Origin of the sequence: Pelagihabitans pacificus (assembly GCF_009371985.2) — a bacterium.
In the GTDB taxonomy this organism is placed as follows: domain Bacteria; phylum Bacteroidota; class Bacteroidia; order Flavobacteriales; family Flavobacteriaceae; genus Pelagihabitans; species Pelagihabitans pacificus.
This window is the reverse complement of the sequence record NZ_VIKU02000001.1, coordinates 328,201-343,874: the sequence shown is the minus strand read 5'-3', so window position 1 is coordinate 343,874 and position 15,674 is coordinate 328,201. Positions and strand designations below refer to the sequence as shown.

At 44.4% G+C, this 15,674-nt stretch carries 14 protein-coding genes; 4 read left to right on the top strand and 10 right to left on the bottom strand.

From position 1 onward, the window contains the following. Positions 1 to 370: 370 nt before the first annotated feature. The 6 genes from FK220_RS20165 to kdsA all read right to left on the bottom strand — a co-directional run bounded on the left by FK220_RS20165 (position 371) and on the right by kdsA (position 7,280). On the bottom strand, positions 371 to 499 hold the full coding sequence (locus FK220_RS20165) for a hypothetical protein (protein WP_262887889.1): 129 nt from the start codon (positions 497 to 499) through the stop codon (positions 371 to 373). Between the two features lie 194 nt (positions 500 to 693). Further along, a complete protein-coding gene (locus FK220_RS01595; protein ID WP_152572530.1) occupies positions 694 to 906 on the bottom strand; it encodes a YgaP family membrane protein in 213 nt (70 codons plus the stop codon). A 157-nt stretch (positions 907 to 1,063) separates the two neighbouring features. Further along, positions 1,064 to 2,473, bottom strand: coding sequence for an MBL fold metallo-hydrolase (locus tag FK220_RS01590; protein ID WP_152572529.1), 1,410 nt, complete (start codon positions 2,471 to 2,473; stop codon positions 1,064 to 1,066). Between the two features lie 116 nt (positions 2,474 to 2,589). Further along, positions 2,590 to 4,332, bottom strand: coding sequence for a SulP family inorganic anion transporter (locus tag FK220_RS01585; RefSeq protein ID WP_152572528.1), 1,743 nt, complete (start codon positions 4,330 to 4,332; stop codon positions 2,590 to 2,592). 109 nt (positions 4,333 to 4,441) lie between these two features. Continuing rightward, positions 4,442 to 6,412, bottom strand: a complete 1,971-nt coding sequence (locus tag FK220_RS01580) for a DUF3857 domain-containing protein (RefSeq protein ID WP_152572527.1) — start codon at positions 6,410 to 6,412, stop codon at positions 4,442 to 4,444. Between the two features lie 46 nt (positions 6,413 to 6,458). Continuing rightward, positions 6,459 to 7,280 (bottom strand): 3-deoxy-8-phosphooctulonate synthase, encoded by an 822-nt coding sequence (gene kdsA / locus FK220_RS01575; protein ID WP_152572526.1) that lies wholly within the window; start codon positions 7,278 to 7,280, stop codon positions 6,459 to 6,461. A gap of 76 nt (positions 7,281 to 7,356) precedes the next feature. Between kdsA and FK220_RS01570 the strand changes: the two genes are divergently transcribed. Then, positions 7,357 to 7,929 (top strand): hypothetical protein, encoded by a 573-nt coding sequence (locus FK220_RS01570; RefSeq protein WP_152572525.1) that lies wholly within the window; start codon positions 7,357 to 7,359, stop codon positions 7,927 to 7,929. 4 nt (positions 7,930 to 7,933) lie between these two features. Here the strand turns inward: FK220_RS01570 and FK220_RS01565 are convergent, their stop codons facing one another. The 3 genes from FK220_RS01565 to FK220_RS01555 are packed head-to-tail and all read right to left on the bottom strand — an operon-like array spanning position 7,934 to position 10,325. Then, the gene (locus FK220_RS01565) at positions 7,934 to 8,656 is read right to left on the bottom strand and encodes a LytR/AlgR family response regulator transcription factor (RefSeq protein ID WP_152572524.1); all 723 of its coding nucleotides are present in this window, start codon (positions 8,654 to 8,656) and stop codon (positions 7,934 to 7,936) included. Further along, a complete protein-coding gene (locus FK220_RS01560; protein ID WP_152572523.1) occupies positions 8,653 to 9,711 on the bottom strand; it encodes a sensor histidine kinase in 1,059 nt (352 codons plus the stop codon). The genes FK220_RS01565 and FK220_RS01560 overlap by 4 nt, the downstream gene beginning before the upstream one ends. A 14-nt stretch (positions 9,712 to 9,725) precedes the next feature. Further along, entirely contained in the window at positions 9,726 to 10,325 is a 600-nt protein-coding gene (locus FK220_RS01555) for a hypothetical protein (RefSeq protein WP_152572522.1), read from the bottom strand. 198 nt (positions 10,326 to 10,523) lie between these two features. On the opposite strand from FK220_RS01555, the gene FK220_RS01550 reads away from it, so the two are divergent. The 3 genes from FK220_RS01550 (at position 10,524) to typA (ending at position 15,420) form a co-directional block, all read left to right on the top strand. Further along, positions 10,524 to 12,926 (top strand): TonB-dependent receptor domain-containing protein, encoded by a 2,403-nt coding sequence (locus tag FK220_RS01550; RefSeq protein WP_152572521.1) that lies wholly within the window; start codon positions 10,524 to 10,526, stop codon positions 12,924 to 12,926. 63 nt (positions 12,927 to 12,989) lie between these two features. Then, a complete protein-coding gene (locus tag FK220_RS01545; RefSeq protein ID WP_152572520.1) occupies positions 12,990 to 13,532 on the top strand; it encodes a hypothetical protein in 543 nt (180 codons plus the stop codon). Between the two features lie 88 nt (positions 13,533 to 13,620). Further along, a complete protein-coding gene (gene typA, locus FK220_RS01540; RefSeq protein WP_152572519.1) occupies positions 13,621 to 15,420 on the top strand; it encodes a translational GTPase TypA in 1,800 nt (599 codons plus the stop codon). Between the two features lie 82 nt (positions 15,421 to 15,502). Here typA and FK220_RS01535 read toward each other — a convergent pair whose 3' ends face one another. Further along, positions 15,503 to 15,655, bottom strand: a complete 153-nt coding sequence (locus FK220_RS01535) for a hypothetical protein (protein WP_166204729.1) — start codon at positions 15,653 to 15,655, stop codon at positions 15,503 to 15,505. Positions 15,656 to 15,674: the final 19 nt, after the last annotated feature.

Genomic DNA, 15,674 nt, shown 5'->3' with positions numbered 1-15,674 from the left:
AGTAATTCATAAAGCCAAGTATGGTCGGTGCCCAGAATGCTATAAAAATGGCATCCAATTTGTTCCCCGAAAGGAACATATATTCAGAGACAATAATAATCGATAGAACTACCAGGAGCATGATTACATTCATCGCCCCAACTCTCTCAATAAAATTTTTGATCATTTGGTCGTAAAGTAATTCTTATTAAAGATAGTTAAATTAACGGCTGCAAATGCTAAAATATTTATGATTTTCTTAACATTTGTAAAATTCGGAAAGAATATACCTATTTTTTGATACAAACGCATCAAAATTTGGTTCATTCGCAATTTTTATGCAATGAAGGGAGCTAAATACCACCTAAGTTTTGGTTTTTGAGGAATAAAATCAGCGTTTTTTACCGCTGTTCATTAAGGTGGTCATCACAGCGATCAAGATTATTACTACTAGGGCAAAGACCCCTATCATTAGAATTCCGTTGCTCCAGTCGACCAAGGGTAGCAAGTAATTTATCATGGCAAAAACCGAATTGATTAATACTGTTAAAATTAATGGGTTGCGCAGAGGTTGTATATGATATTTGTCAGCACTTGGATAATAAACCCTCACTTAATCCTATAAGGACCCTGAAATGGTTTTCACAGGCAAAGGCCTGAGCGTAAAGAGCCTGGGGACACCCCTATGGAAACCAATTTTTTGAAGATGTGGTGTTATTCTCTCTTTTTAACTTTACAGGTGTTCATTCCAAAAACAGCGTATAGCGGACAAAAACTAACCAGGCTGGTGAGTACGAAGATGGCAGCAATGGCCAACAGAATGTAGGCCAAAGTTCCGGAGACGACGTCAAAATAAATCAACAGTCCAGCTATAATGGCAATCATAATCCGAATAAGCCGATCTGCTTTTCCCATGTTTGTTTTCATATTCTTGTTTTATTGGTTAAGAAATTCGATAAATACCACTAACCCTGAGATGATGCCCAGACATAGCAGACAAATGAGTACTAATTTAACGACTTTACCCAACTTCATGGACAAATGTAGGAGCTGTCAACGGAATCTTATATGATTATCATCAGTTTTAGAGTGTAGTGGGGCACACGTAATCGGTCACCTTGGCACCGGCCGCTTTCATGCCCCCAAAACCGCCTTCTACGTTTATTAGGTTGTGAATACCCCGGCTTTTCAGTATCGATGCAGCAATGACCGATCGGTATCCACCAGCACAATGTAGGTAAAAATCATCTTCTTTTGAAAGTGTCGTCAAGTGTTCGTTGATGCTGCTTAGCGGGGTGTTTTCGGCGTTGACCACATGTTCCGATGCGTACTCACTTTCTTTGCGTACATCGAAAACGGGAGCATTTGTCTTATTGATTTTTTCCATCGCTTTTGCCGCGGTGTACGAGGTGATGGTGTCGTAGTCTTTGCCCGCTTTTTTCCAGGCTCCAAAACCACCCTTTAAAAAACCGATGGTACCGTCAAAGCCTACCCTTGATAATCGGGTGATGGCCTCCTCTTCCTTGCCTTCAGGAGTCACCAATAAGAGTGGTTGCCCGGTATCGGCTATTAGGGCGCCTACCCAAGGGGCAAAATCCCCGTTGAGTCCAATAAAAATGGATCTCGGGATGTGCCCTTTTACGAAATCGTCTTGGTGGCGCACATCCAGCACCACGGCACCGGTTTCGTTTGCAGCAACCTCAAAAGCGTTTGGTTCGAGGGCTGTGGTGCCTCTTTTGAGTACTTCTCCAATATCTTCATATCCTTCTTTGTTCATTTTAACGTTCAACGGAAAATACTTTGGAGGGGGCAAAAGGCCTTCCGTCACCTCTTCAATAAACTCCTCCTTCGTCATATCTGCCCTTAAGGCATAGTTCATTTTCTTTTGGTTGCCCAGAGTGTCTACGGTTTCCTTCATCATGTTCTTACCGCAAGCCGATCCTGCGCCATGAGCGGGATACACGATGACCTCATCTGCCAGAGGCATTATTTTTGTCCGCAAGCTATCGTATAATATACCGGCCAAATCTTCCTGGGTCATATCAGCTGCCTTTTGGGCCAAGTCGGGACGCCCAACGTCCCCTAAAAACAGGGTGTCCCCCGAAAATATAGCGTGGTCTTTTCCATCTTTATCCCTTAAAAGATAGGTAGTACTTTCCATGGTATGCCCTGGAGTGTGCAGCACTTTAATGGTTATTTCACCCAATTTGAACTCTTGACCGTCTTTGGCAATTATGGCATCAAAGCTTGGATTGGCGTTGGGCCCATAGATTATAGGGGCGCCGGTTTTTTGGGAGAGTGTTACGTGCCCACTCACGAAATCGGCATGGAAATGGGTTTCGAAAATATACTTAATACTCGCACCGTCGTTTTTGGCTCTCCTGATATAGGGTTCCACTTCGCGAAGTGGGTCTATAATGGCGACTTCCCCTTGGCTTTCGATATAGTAGGCCCCCTGTGCGAGACAACCGGTATAAATCTGTTCAATGTTCATAATACCACTTATTTCATTTCCGTTAAGCGGAAAATAGTTTGTTTGATTTCCTTTTCAACCAATTTTTGTAGTTGAATCTTGTAATAACCGCTGCAAAAATACATCGAATTCATTTTCTAATCTGTAACATCGGTTACCCGTGTCCCGTATTGGTGCGCTACCTTGTGCTGAAGGTCGTTCATACACTCCGGGTCATCAAATTGGTCCACCGCCTCTTTGATCCTTACAAAAAGACATTCGGTTTTCAGTACATCTATTATACCACTTCGATAGATGATATCCCTTGTCGGACCGATAGCCCCTGCAATATAGAATTGGAGTCCTCTGCGGTGCAATTCATCGATAACCTTGATCAAGGTGTTTGCCCCTGTAGCGTCGATATAGTTAATAGCCTCCGCATTTAGGATGACGGCCTTCAAGGCATTACCTTTTAGTGCTACATATTTCATCAGTTGTTTCTTGAAATAGTTGGAATTCCCAAAGTACAATTGGGCGTCGAATCGTACGATTAACAAATCATCCCGCAACACGGCCTCGTTCTTAAAACGTCGGATATTTTTATAGTAGTCCGAATTTCGGATATTGCCCAAGACTGCAAAGTGGGGTTTCGAGGTGCGAAAAACCATTAACAAGAGCGATAGTAGTACGCCAACGAGAATCCCCTCGGTAATACCAATGAAGAGTGTTGCCAAAAAGGTAATCAACAAGACCACCAATTCGTCTTTACGATGTATCCATAAACGTTTCGGATAGCCTATATCGATCAATCCCAAAACAGAGACCATGATGATACTTGCCAACGCGGCATTCGGCAAATAATAGAACAGAGGAGTGAGGAATAGCAAGGTAAGTACTACCAATAGTACACTGATGATTCCGGCCAGATTCGTCCGAGCTCCGGAGTCGTTATTGATGGCAGATCTCGAAAAACTGGCGGTAGAGATGTAGGATTGAAAAAATGCCCCTACGATATTAGAGCCACCGAGGGCTATCAATTCTTGGTTCGAATCAATATAATCGGTGTTGTTCTTTTCTTCAATGGCCTTTCCGATCGAAATGGTCTCCAAATAACCTACCAGTGCCAAGGTTAGCGCAATAGGCCAAATGTCCAAAACGTTTTTCGAAGTGATGTTGGGTACTTGGAAAGAAGGAAGCCCTTTTGGAACCATCCCGACAATTTCAACCCCATACTGCTCAAGATTCAAAAAATAAACGGCCAAGGTGCCCAGAAGTACTACCAAAAGGATAGCGGGAATTCGTTTATCCCATTTTTTCAGCAACACAATGAACAAGATGCCGATCAAACCAATAGTCAGGTCATAACCATTGGTATCCCCTAGCTTTTGAAAGGCATTGATGACCAATCGATGAAACTGGCTGCTTTTATCAATATCGACACCCAGTAAATGTTTGAGTTGACTAAATATGATAATAACGGCTGCGCCCGAGGTAAAACCGCTAATAACCGGTTTGGATAAAAAATTAACCAAAAATCCCATTCGAAAAAGGCCCAAAACCAATTGAACGACCCCTACAAGAAAGCCCAAAACTATGGCCATGGCTATGTAATTCTCGATTCCTGAAATCGCCAATGCACCGAGACCGGCGGCGACCAAAAGGGAATCCATGGCAACCGGTCCCATACCGACCTGGCGCGACGTGCCCAAAAAAGCATAGGTAAGTACCGGGTACAAGGATGCGTAAAGACCGTAGACGGGTGGGAGACCGGCTATCATAGCGTACGCCATTGCTTGCGGAACCAGCACAATACCTACGGTGAGACCGGCTACTAAATCTTTCGGGAAGTCGGTTTTTTTATAGTTCGGCAACCACCCTAGAAAGGGAAGGAATCTTTGCATAGTTCAAAGGTACTGCAAAAACTAAAATCGAATGGTGAACCTTAATGTAATAACCTTATGTTGTCTTAAAATGTATTATTCATGGAGTGCTGACGCCGAATTTTCGGTTTTATATTCTTTTGAAGACCACCAACGAATTCTTTTGTGTATTGGTCACCTTTTTAAAAAGTTCTTTTAGCCCCTCGTAATCGTCGGCAGGGAAATGGGTATTCTTTATCGATAAGTCAAAGGACAGGACCACATTGTTTTTATTTGAATCGTGATGGAAGCGATAGAGGACCTTTTTGTTTTCCCCGAGTGCCAGAGCCATTGGTTGGGGAATTTCTTGTATTTGATATCCTTCGGGAATTTCGATATTTACCTGGTACCGGTAGCTAACCGGATATCCAAAATCGATAGGATAGTTGCGCTCCTCCAATTGAAAGGGATTCTCATCGAAAAAACGGATTAAAAAAGGATTGAAATACACTCGGTCTCCCTGCAGAACATCTCCCATCTCGAACATAAACCGCTCGGCTACTTTTTCCTCGTCGCATCTTTCCTCAAATTTTCGATAGTCCGTGATTTCGTAGCTTCCTTCGAGTTCGCCCTCCATGGCGTCCAAGTATTTTTCCTTGCTGTATTCATCCAAGGTTTTACGCTTGTCAATTGCATTATAGCCTATCGTCATCACGTCAAAAATCCCGGTTGCCTCCCCTGCCTCCATGTTGAATTGTACGTTGGCCCTTATGGTGTATCGGTTTTTGGCTATTGGCTTTATGGTATGCCAATAACTATCATTCTTAAAATCCATCACCCTACCGTAATGGTTCAAGGCGCGGTAAGGAAGATAGCCGAAGGGATTGTATTTATCCGTGGCGTCCAATAGGTATTCTTTCCCATCAATGGTCGTTTTCGCCACGATATAATTAAAATCTTGCATTACCGGATGAACCTTTTTTGGCAATCCGTGCTGACGGGTCGATAGTAACATCAACTCGGTTTTAATATCCGCAGCGTTCAACAGGTTGATCAACGACATATTGATTTCCCAGGCATTCCCTTTTTTGGCATTGAACGCCTCTTTAACATCGGCATTGCCGTAGGTAGCGTATTCTCCGTTCCAATTGTAATGGCCTTTGACGAACTCATAGATCTTTTTCGCCCTGGTAATCGCATCACCCTGGGTCAATAAGCTTTCCGGCACGTTTCGCTCGAAGAAGCTCTTTTTGGTCAACTGCCTTCCGATATCGGCATCATGGCGAAATTCCCTGTCAACATCGTCCCATGTTTTCGTAAACCGATCGGTGGTACCATCGAACTTTCTCCATTCCGAAATCTCGAACTCGATTCGTGAGATATAATTTTGCTCGGACAGCATATACTTTTCATCGGCCTTAAAGGCGGGAATATCTTTCATAGCGTATTTTATTACCTCACAGTCCGCACTGTTTTTAAAGCCGGGGAGGTAAAAGCAGTGTTTTTTAATGGTAGCCTCGTTGGTATCCAAATTCAAATAGCCCATGAGTGCCCTATTGTAAAGATAATTCCCGGGAATGGTGGCATTGAACTCACTATAGAGTTTTGGAATATCCGACTGAAAGGTCCATCCGTCCAAACGGCTTAGATAAGGGGTTGTGATCGTATAGCGGTACTCTAGGATACTTCCTTTTTTAATATTGGGAAAGGTGAATTTTTTCACCCTCCATCTTTCCGATTCATCCGAAGTGAATATCTGTGATGGGAGTACGTTGAACTGCTCCTCCCCATTATGCGTTACCGCCTTGATTTTAATCAATTTTTCGGTCGAAGCTCCGTTGTGGTACAGATATATCGGAACAATTTCCCCATTGAATTTTTTCTCGTCCAACACCTTGATTTTTGAATGGAATTCCTTGACGATTACCAGACGCTCGTCGACCAGCTTGAAATAATTGTCCCCACGCTCATATAACACCACTGCCGGAGCATCGGGGTCTTTGTCATAGGACATCATTTCCTTTTCGATATAACTGATTTCGCCGAATGTATCGGGCATTTGAGCGTTGAGAACGAAAAGGGGAAACAATAAAAGGGCAACAAAGCGTATTCTGGGGGACATGGTCAAATGGTTTGGTTAGCAGGATAGTAACAAAAATAAAAGTGGATTATTGTAGCTGGTTCACCGTTTTTCGAAGGTTGACCAAATTCGTTAACAATTTCTCCAAATGATCGAGGTGTAGCATATTGGCACCGTCGCTTTTGGCAATGGAAGGGTCGAAGTGGGTTTCCATAAAAATTCCGTCGACCCCGGTTGCGATTCCAGCGCGGGCAATCGTTTCGATGAGCTCGGGGCGGCCTCCCGTGACCCCTGAAGACTGGTTGGGTCGTTGCAGGGAATGGGTTACGTCCAATACCACTGGCGCATACTGCTTCATGGTTGGGATTCCCCTAAAATCGACCACCATATCTTGATAGCCGAACATGGTACCGCGGTCGGTGACCATGACCTGCTCGTTACCCGAATCGGTCACCTTGGTCACGGCGTGCTTCATACTTTCGGGACTCATGAACTGGCCCTTCTTCAGGTTGATGGTCTTCCCGGTCTTGGCCGCCGCGACCACAAGATCGGTCTGGCGCACCAGAAATGCGGGAATCTGCAAGATATCAACATACTCGGCCGCCATGCCGGCATCCGACACTTCATGGATGTCCGTAACGGTCGGTACCGCAAAGGTTTCTGAAACCTTTCTTAGAATTTTCAGCGCTTTTTCATCCCCGATGCCCGTAAAAGAATCCACACGGCTACGGTTGGCCTTTTTAAAGCTTCCCTTAAAAACATAGGGTATTTTCAATCGGTCGGTTACCGAAACGACTTTTTCGGCGATACGTAGGGCCATTTCCTCTCCTTCAATGGCGCAAGGTCCGGAAAGCAGGAAGAAGTTGTCGCCGTCGGTGTGCTTTATCCGGGGAATCTGATTGAGTTCCATTTCTTAAAATTTGCACAAAGATAGTGTTTCCGTCGGGTTTCCTTTTTAGATTTATTCCCAACTAAACCAGAAACACATGCCGCAAAAATTACTCTTCATCGCCGTTATTCTTGGTGTTTTTACTACAAATGAAGTCCATGCCCAGATAAGGGAAAAAGGCGGGACTTTCGACCTTATTAACCTTGAAAGGCATCAGTTTACGTTTAACTTGTTAGGTCCAGGCCTGCGATATGAGCTGGGTTTATTCAGAAATGTTAGCGCATCGACCAGTTTCACACCCGGACTTGCCAGCTATCAAGAAGGGTATACTTTTGGCTATGCTTGGCATACAAGGCTTCGATACTATCATAATTTCGAGAACCGTTTGGATGTCAATAAGAATATTGTCGGTAATTCTGCGGATTACGTGGCCGTAGCGCGAAGTGTATTCTGGGGTCCGTTGCAATTCACCGATAATTTGGTAGATTCAAATGATTTTGCCATTGCCTTTTACGGTGGCGTCTATGGTATTCAGAGAACCAATAGAAAAGGTTTCAACTTCAATGTGGAACTAGGTGCCGGATATTACCGGGGAGACGGGGTGCCCAATGGCTATGGGCCGCTTTTGAACTTTACATTTGGTTGGACGCCGACCAAAAAAAAGAAATGAGGCGTTACAGCATCAATTTTTTAAGGGCTTCCATGTAGCCACGGCTTACTCGAATAACGTCTCCATTTTGCATGGTCACATCATACGATTTCCCGTACTTGTGTAATTCTTTGATGGCTTTTAATTGAATGATCGACGACCGATGCACCCGAATGAATTTCTCCGGATCGAGCTTATCTTCCAAAGCCGATATACCAAAATTGCTGAGGTATACCGGTTTGTGCAAATGAAGTTTGGAATAGTCCCCATAGGCTTCTATCCAGTAAATATCGTCCACCGCTACCGTAATCAACTTGTTATTATGCTGAACCAAAACACGTTCGGGAAACGATGGTTTTTCCATTAAAAGGCTTTGGGCAAGAGCCCCGATGGTGTCGGTGTTCTTTTCCAGTTTTTCGATGGCTTTCTGAAAACGATCCCGGGTATAGGGTTTTAGAAGGTAGTCTATCGCATGAACCTCAAAGGCTTGTAAGGCGTATTTATCGTAGGCAGTGGAGAATATTATTTGGGGCAGTTCCTCGAGGTGCTCAAGAACCTCAAAACCCGTCATTCCCGGCATCTGAACATCCAAAAAGACCAGATCTGGTTTAAATCGGTTAATCTCCTTCACGGCATCGACACCATTATTCGCTTCCGCCATCAATACCAATTCGGGAAAATCTGACATGTATTCCCTGATAAGCTTTCTCCCCGCTTTTTCGTCATCGACGATGATTACCTTTTTCATATCGAAAATACGATCTTAAGTCCTTGTGGATTATTGTCCAAGAACTCTAAATTGGTTTGATACATCTTTTGCAAACGCAGTTTTGTGTTTGTTAGTCCCACACCGCTGTTGAACAGCTTGCTTTTGTCCTTTACCCCAATTCCAGTATCGGAGATTTCGAATTTGAGCTTGTCTTTTTCCTTGAAAATTCTAACGGTAATCGTTCCACCTTCTATTAAGCTCGAAAGGCCGTGTTTTACCGAATTTTCGACTAGGGGTTGCAGAAGCATAGGGGGTATTTTTTCATCAAGGAGCTCGGATGGTACATCAATGATTACGTGTAGGCGTTCTTCAAAACGGGCTTTTTCCAAGTCCAAATATTTTTTTACGAATTCCAACTCCTGGGAGAGGGGTACCAATTCTTTTTGGCTCGCCTGTAATTGATAACGGAACAGATCGGATAGCTGGGCGATCATTTTTCGAGTTTGTTCGTTTTCGGGCGGAACGGAAGCATTTATGGTATTGAAGACGTTGTACAGAAAATGGGGATTTAATTGGGCTTTGATAGCGGCCAGTTCACTCTTAAGGGCAGCCTGTCGGAGTTCTCCCTCTACAAGAAGCTTGCGTTGATTTTCCTTGAAGTATCGGTAGGCGAAGTAAAAACCAAATTGGATTAAGAAAAAGAGAGTGGGAATATAGAGGTCCCATACTTCTCCCACACCGCGCAAACGTCCTAGCGCCAACATATCCACTATTATGTATCGAAGAGTTCTCACCACATATACCCCCATCGGAATTAACAGCAATACGGCAAGTACTTGGTACATGATTTTTTTCCGTCGTAGAAGGAAAATCCCAAAAAACCATATTACTAACGACATCAGGAAAAAGAACAAATATTGCATTCCCGAGCCATACCAATAATCGCGTACGTCGGTCCATCCCCAGAATCCTTCCTTATCGTACCCAAAGCCATTATACCAGAGAACAATCCGATAAAGAATCGAAAATAAAAAATAGAACAATAAAACGGCTAAAATTTCTTTTCCCCTACGTTTTCGAATGTTGTGTCCCATGGCCATTTGTTCCGCTAATTACTTTTTTCTTCGAATACCCACCACAATTCACCCTGTATGGGTTCATAGCTAATTTTCATGGTACCTTGGGGTGTGTCTATGAGATACATTCCTTGAATAGGCACCTCGTTTCCGTCGTACCAAGCCCGAACCTCCCCGTTAAAATAGCGAAAAACCAAGTCATTGTCGAAAACGAGCAATATGTTTTGTTCGCCCTTGTTTCCAGGTTCCAGAAATTCCTTGCGGAGCAGGGATACCGAGTTGCCTGATAAATTGCTCTTACGACCTTCCATAGTATCCCCATCATTTTTGGTACGCGAGTGCGTTTTCATCAGTATACGACCCGATGAGATTACATAACGGTCGGTGTCTGTTTTATAGGAGGGTGATACGATCAGCATATGTCTGGTCACGATCTTGTACGGAACCTCCAAGTCACCATCCGAAGCTACCAAGTCGCCATCACCGTTGAATAGATGGAAATCCGTACCGGGGGGATAATTGATTTCATTTTCCAGACCACCGTCCAATTCGATGGATAAATAGGATTGGTCTTGCGCTTGAAGCATCTTCAAACTTAGGAACAGTATTAATAGTGGTAATATTGATTTCATACGATGTAATTTTTAAAAACTTGCTCCACAAAAGTATTAGGTAAGGGAGGTTTGGGGAAACGGTATTCGACGAATGGACCTATGCGCAGATGAATCGCCCTTAGGCCATTCGTCGGGTTATAGGTCTATTGATAGGAAATTGTTTTCAATGACCCATCCATAGTTGGATTTTTGGGTATATCTAAAAAACAAACCAACATGAGAAGTGTCTTTGCCATATTTTGTCTTTATGCTATTACGGGAAATTCTTGGGCCCAATCAATTTCCGGAAGGCTCGTATCAGAGACCAAAGAGCCCGTGGCATACGCTACCGTCATCTTAAACGACGAAAAGGACAGTGTGCTGGTCAAGGCGACCACTAGTGGAGACACTGGTTTTTTTGAGCTCAAATCCCTGGCCCCGGGAACCTACCAGTTGATTATTTCCAGCATCGGTTTTGCCAGCTATTCCAGAGCCATAGGGCTTGCCGCACAAGACCTTGACCTAGGAACGATTACCATGGGTTCACAAACCGAAAATCTCGAAGAAGTAACGGTGGTGGGGGAGAAACCCATGGTACAGGTATTGGCCGACAAGACCGTATTTAACGTGGAGAATACCATCAATGCCACGGGTACCAGCGCTTTCGAATTATTGCGAAAAGCCCCAGGGGTTATCATCGATAATAACGGAGGTGTAATATTGGAAGGGAAGGCCGGGGTACAGTTCTATATCGATGGGAAACCATCTATACTTCAGGGAGAGGATTTGAATAATTATCTGGAAAGTTTACAGGCGACCGATATCGAGTCTTTGGAGATCATTACACAACCTTCCTCCAGATACGATGCCGCCGGCAATGCAGGTATCATTAACATCGTACTTAAGAAAGATAAGAGTTTGGGCACCAACGGCTCCGTTACTTCCGGGCTTACTATTGGAAATTTCAAAAGATACAACAATAGTCTCTCCTTCAATACTCGAGGAAAGAAAAGCAATCTGTATGGTACCTATAGTAACCGCTTTGGAAAGAATGCCAATTTTATCAATCTTTTTCGCCAGCAGTCAGGTACCGAATTCGATGCACGGACCAAGAGCGTTTATGACCAAAACAGCAACAACATAAAGCTAGGCTACGATTATTATGCGAGTGACAAAAGCACTTTTGGAGCTATCTTTAATGGTAATTTCAATAATGGTTTTGGAGAAAACAATTCTCGAACCCCGATTCGTCCGATCGGTGCCGTGGAGAACGACAGTGTATTGATAGCCGACAACCGAACATCTTTCAAATCCGCAAACATCAATGCAAATATCAACTATCGCTACGCCGATACCTTGGGGCATACGCTGAATATCGATATGGATTACGGGAAATACAAAAGCGATCGGAACGCTTTTCAGCCAAATTTCTATTTTAACGGTAGCGAAACCGAAGTCATCGATGAACGGATCACTAGGCAGGAAACACCCATTGAGATCGATATTGCGACTGCCAAAGTCGATTATGAGCAAAATTTTTTGAAAGGAGTACTGGCACTGGGGGTAAAGTTATCCATCGTCAAAACGGCCAATACGTTCGATTTTTTCAATATTGTCAATGATCGGGAATCGTTGGATGTACTACAAAGCAATCAGTTCGACTATGATGAGAACATCAATGCAGCCTACTTTAACTACAACCGAAAGTGGGGGAAATGGAACGTACAGTTGGGACTCCGGATGGAAAACACTATTTCTGACGGAAACCTTGTCAGTGGAAGATCCAACGCCAACAATCGGGTCGAACGCAACTATGTGGATTTTTTCCCCTCCGGCGGACTCACCTACCAACACAATCGGAACAATCAGCTTGCGCTTACCTACAGCAAGCGAATTCAACGGCCGAATTATCAATCGTTGAATCCGTTCGAGTATAAGATCGATGAACTATCATTTAGCAGGGGAAATCCCTTTTTACAACCCCAATATACCGATAACCTGAAACTATCACACACCTACAAATACCGATTGACCACTTCGATAAGCTATAGCTTTGTATCCGATTTTTTTGCCCGGGTCACCGTGGCGGAGGGAGAAAACCGTAATTTTTTAACCACCCTAAATGTTGCGAATCAGCAGATCATCAATCTGGGGGTTTCCTATCCGGGAAAAATCAATGATTGGTGGAACGTATACATTAGCTTGAATGCCTACCAGAGCAAATACGAGGCGACGAGTCCCGAGTTTTTACCCGTTACCCAGGAAACATTGAGTCTATATGCCCAGAATACGTTCAAGCTTCCAGCGGCGATACGAATGGAAGTTTCCGGCTGGTACAATTCCCCCTCGGTATGGGGAGGTACCTATCAAACCAAGGCTCTTGGCTCGTTGAACTTCGCTTTTCAAAGGAAGTTTTTACAGGATAAACTAACGGCTCGGCTCTCCTTCAACGATGTTCTTTATACCTCCCCGTGGAGCGGAACCACACAATTCGGTGATTTGTTCATTGATGGCAGTGGAGGAGGCGACAGCAGACAGCTTGCTTTTAGCTTGAGCTACAATTTCGGTAGCAAGGAAGTCAAGAAAGCTCGAGACCGACAAACAGGCTTGGAAGACGAAAAAGGACGTATCGAGGATTAATTGAGGATATTTTGGCCCAGTATTTGTTGCTAAGGATACGTTTCATTTGAATCCCGACCGACTATGCGAAAGTTGCCAATTTATTTCTTCCTGCTTTGTAACGCCTTGCTCATTGCCCAATCCGATAAAAATGTGGAGCCCCAGCTTTTTAAGGTAAATGCCCTACTACCTGGAGTTTCCTACGAACTGGGATTGGGAAAAAACATGACGTTCAGTTCGGATGCCCTCATAGCCTTTGCCGCAAGAGGCGGATCCGACCGGGATACGGAGTTTGGTTTATATCCTACTTTACAGGCCGATTTCAGATACTTTGTCAATATGGAAAGAAGAAAGGGAAAAGGCAAAAACATATCGGGAAATACGGGAAATTATTTGGCATTCGTAAATCAGGTTCAGTTCGGCACCCCCATTATTGGGGATTTGGAATTTAGCAGTAGCTATTACTACAATACAGGGATACTATACGGCATTCAGCGCACCCGAAAAAAGGGGTTCTACTGGGGTGTTTCTTTCGGACCGGGCTTTTATATAGATGAGTTTGATACCGATTTCGGACTCTTTCTCGATGCCAGACTGGGGTGGGTTATCGGTAAACCTAGAAAATAACCTCCTCAAAATCAATCATCTAAAAATAACACAACTTTGTGTTACCAAGCCAAAAATACCCCTATCTTTGCGCGCTCAAAACAAACGTATGTCTGTTACTAAAAATATTGCGATTATCGCACACGTTGACCACGGGAAGACTACCCTGGTCGATAAAATCATGTATCACTGCCGGTTGTTCCGTGACAACGAGAATACCGGAGAGTTGATCTTGGACAATAATGACCTCGAACGCGAAAGGGGTATCACCATTACCTCAAAGAACGTTTCAGTAGTTTATAAGGATACAAAAATCAATATTATCGATACCCCTGGTCACGCCGATTTTGGGGGGGAAGTAGAGCGGGTGTTGAACATGGCCGACGGTGTATTATTGTTGGTAGATGCGTTCGAGGGCCCGATGCCCCAGACCCGTTTTGTATTGCAAAAGGCAGTCGATTTGGGATTAAAACCTTGTGTGGTGATCAATAAGGTCGACAAGGAGAACTGTACCCCTGAAGAAGTGCATGAGAAAGTATTCGATTTGATGTTCGAATTGGGTGCCGAGGAATGGCAGCTCGATTTCCCTACCGTCTATGGTTCGGCAAAACACAACTGGATGAGCGAAGATTGGCAACATCCGACCGATACCATAGAACCCTTACTGGACATGGTTGTAGAACACATTCCCACTTTTGAACCCAAGGAAGGCAATACCCAAATGCTCATTACATCGCTCGATTTCTCCTCCTTTACCGGACGAATTGCTATCGGCAGATTACAGCGAGGTAGTTTAACCGAAGGACAACAGGTGTCGTTGGTGAAACGGGATGGAAGTATTGTCAAGTCAAAGGTGAAAGAACTCTTTACGTTCGAGGGTTTGGGAAGAAAAAAGGTGAAGGAAGTGGCTACAGGCGACATCTGTGCAATCGTAGGTTTGGAAGGTTTTGAAATCGGGGATACCATTGCGGATGCCGAAAACCCGGAAGGGTTACAGACCATTGCCATCGATGAACCTACCATGAGCATGTTGTTCACGATCAATGACAGTCCGTTTTTTGGGCAGGATGGCAAGTTCGTGACCTCTCGACATATCAAGGAGCGCTTGGAGCGCGAGTTGGAGAAGAATTTGGCACTCCGGGTCAGCGAGACCGACAGCGCCGATAAATTCCTGGTCTATGGCCGTGGGGTATTGCACCTTTCGGTATTGATTGAAACGATGCGGCGTGAGGGGTATGAATTGCAAATCGGACAGCCGCAGGTGATCATCAAGGAAATCGATGGGGTAAAATGCGAGCCAGTGGAATCGTTGACCATCGATCTGCCTGAGGAAGTATCCGGCAAAGCGGTCGAGATGGTCTCTATCAGGAAAGGCGAAATGACCAGTATGGAAGCCAAAGGTGACCGCATGGTTTGCGAATTTTTGATTCCTTCCCGAGGTATTATCGGTCTACGTAACCAATTGTTGACGGCGACGGCGGGAGAGGCTATTATGGCCCATCGATTTTTGGAGTACCAACCGATGAAAGGCGACATTCCACAGCGTCAGAACGGTTCTTTGGTTTCGATGGAGAATGGAAAAGCGATTCCCTATTCCATTGACAAACTGCAAGATCGAGGAAAGTTTTTCGTAGACCCCGGAGAGGATATTTACGAGGGGCAGGTCATCGGGGAGAATTCCCGTGGGGACGATATGACCATCAATATCACCAAGACCAAGAAGCTCTCAAACGTGCGTTCCGCTGGAGCCGATGATAAGGCGAAGATAGTGCCCGCCATTAAGTTTTCGTTGGAGGAGGCTTTGGAATACATCCAGAAAGACGAATATGTAGAGGTGACACCGAAGCACCTTCGTTTGCGAAAGATTTTCTTAAAGGAAGTAGACCGCAAACGGAACAAGATTGCCTAAGGCCTAATCTATTCAAAGAATGAAGCCCCTTGCAAATGCTCGGGGCTTTTTTGATTTCGACGGTTCTCTTCCTTTATCACTCCTAGGCAGGTCGCAGTCTTCGCATTCCGATGCTGATGGCTAATGGGGGAGGAATCCAAACGGATGCCTTTCCATCGGCCAAGACACTAAGAACGATACTTCGGCACAGTCGAGCGGTTCCTATTTTCGTTCGGGATGACAAGACGGTATTCATTTTTTTAAACCAATTCCGT

Coding starts and splice junctions, on each gene's coding strand:
- FK220_RS01570 (WP_152572525.1), top strand. CDS start 7,357: ATGCCGCAAAAATTACTCTTCATCGCCGTTATTCTTGGTGTTTTTACT.
- FK220_RS20165 (WP_262887889.1), bottom strand. CDS start 499: ATGATAAATTACTTGCTACCCTTGGTCGACTGGAGCAACGGAATTCTA.
- FK220_RS01550 (WP_152572521.1), top strand. CDS start 10,524: ATGAGAAGTGTCTTTGCCATATTTTGTCTTTATGCTATTACGGGAAAT.
- FK220_RS01535 (WP_166204729.1), bottom strand. CDS start 15,655: ATGAATACCGTCTTGTCATCCCGAACGAAAATAGGAACCGCTCGACTG.
- FK220_RS01545 (WP_152572520.1), top strand. CDS start 12,990: ATGCGAAAGTTGCCAATTTATTTCTTCCTGCTTTGTAACGCCTTGCTC.
- FK220_RS01580 (WP_152572527.1), bottom strand. CDS start 6,412: ATGTCCCCCAGAATACGCTTTGTTGCCCTTTTATTGTTTCCCCTTTTC.
- FK220_RS01585 (WP_152572528.1), bottom strand. CDS start 4,332: ATGCAAAGATTCCTTCCCTTTCTAGGGTGGTTGCCGAACTATAAAAAA.
- FK220_RS01590 (WP_152572529.1), bottom strand. CDS start 2,473: ATGAACATTGAACAGATTTATACCGGTTGTCTCGCACAGGGGGCCTAC.
- FK220_RS01565 (WP_152572524.1), bottom strand. CDS start 8,656: ATGAAAAAGGTAATCATCGTCGATGACGAAAAAGCGGGGAGAAAGCTT.
- FK220_RS01555 (WP_152572522.1), bottom strand. CDS start 10,325: ATGAAATCAATATTACCACTATTAATACTGTTCCTAAGTTTGAAGATG.
- kdsA (WP_152572526.1), bottom strand. CDS start 7,280: ATGGAACTCAATCAGATTCCCCGGATAAAGCACACCGACGGCGACAAC.
- FK220_RS01560 (WP_152572523.1), bottom strand. CDS start 9,711: ATGGGACACAACATTCGAAAACGTAGGGGAAAAGAAATTTTAGCCGTT.
- FK220_RS01595 (WP_152572530.1), bottom strand. CDS start 906: ATGAAAACAAACATGGGAAAAGCAGATCGGCTTATTCGGATTATGATT.
- typA (WP_152572519.1), top strand. CDS start 13,621: ATGTCTGTTACTAAAAATATTGCGATTATCGCACACGTTGACCACGGG.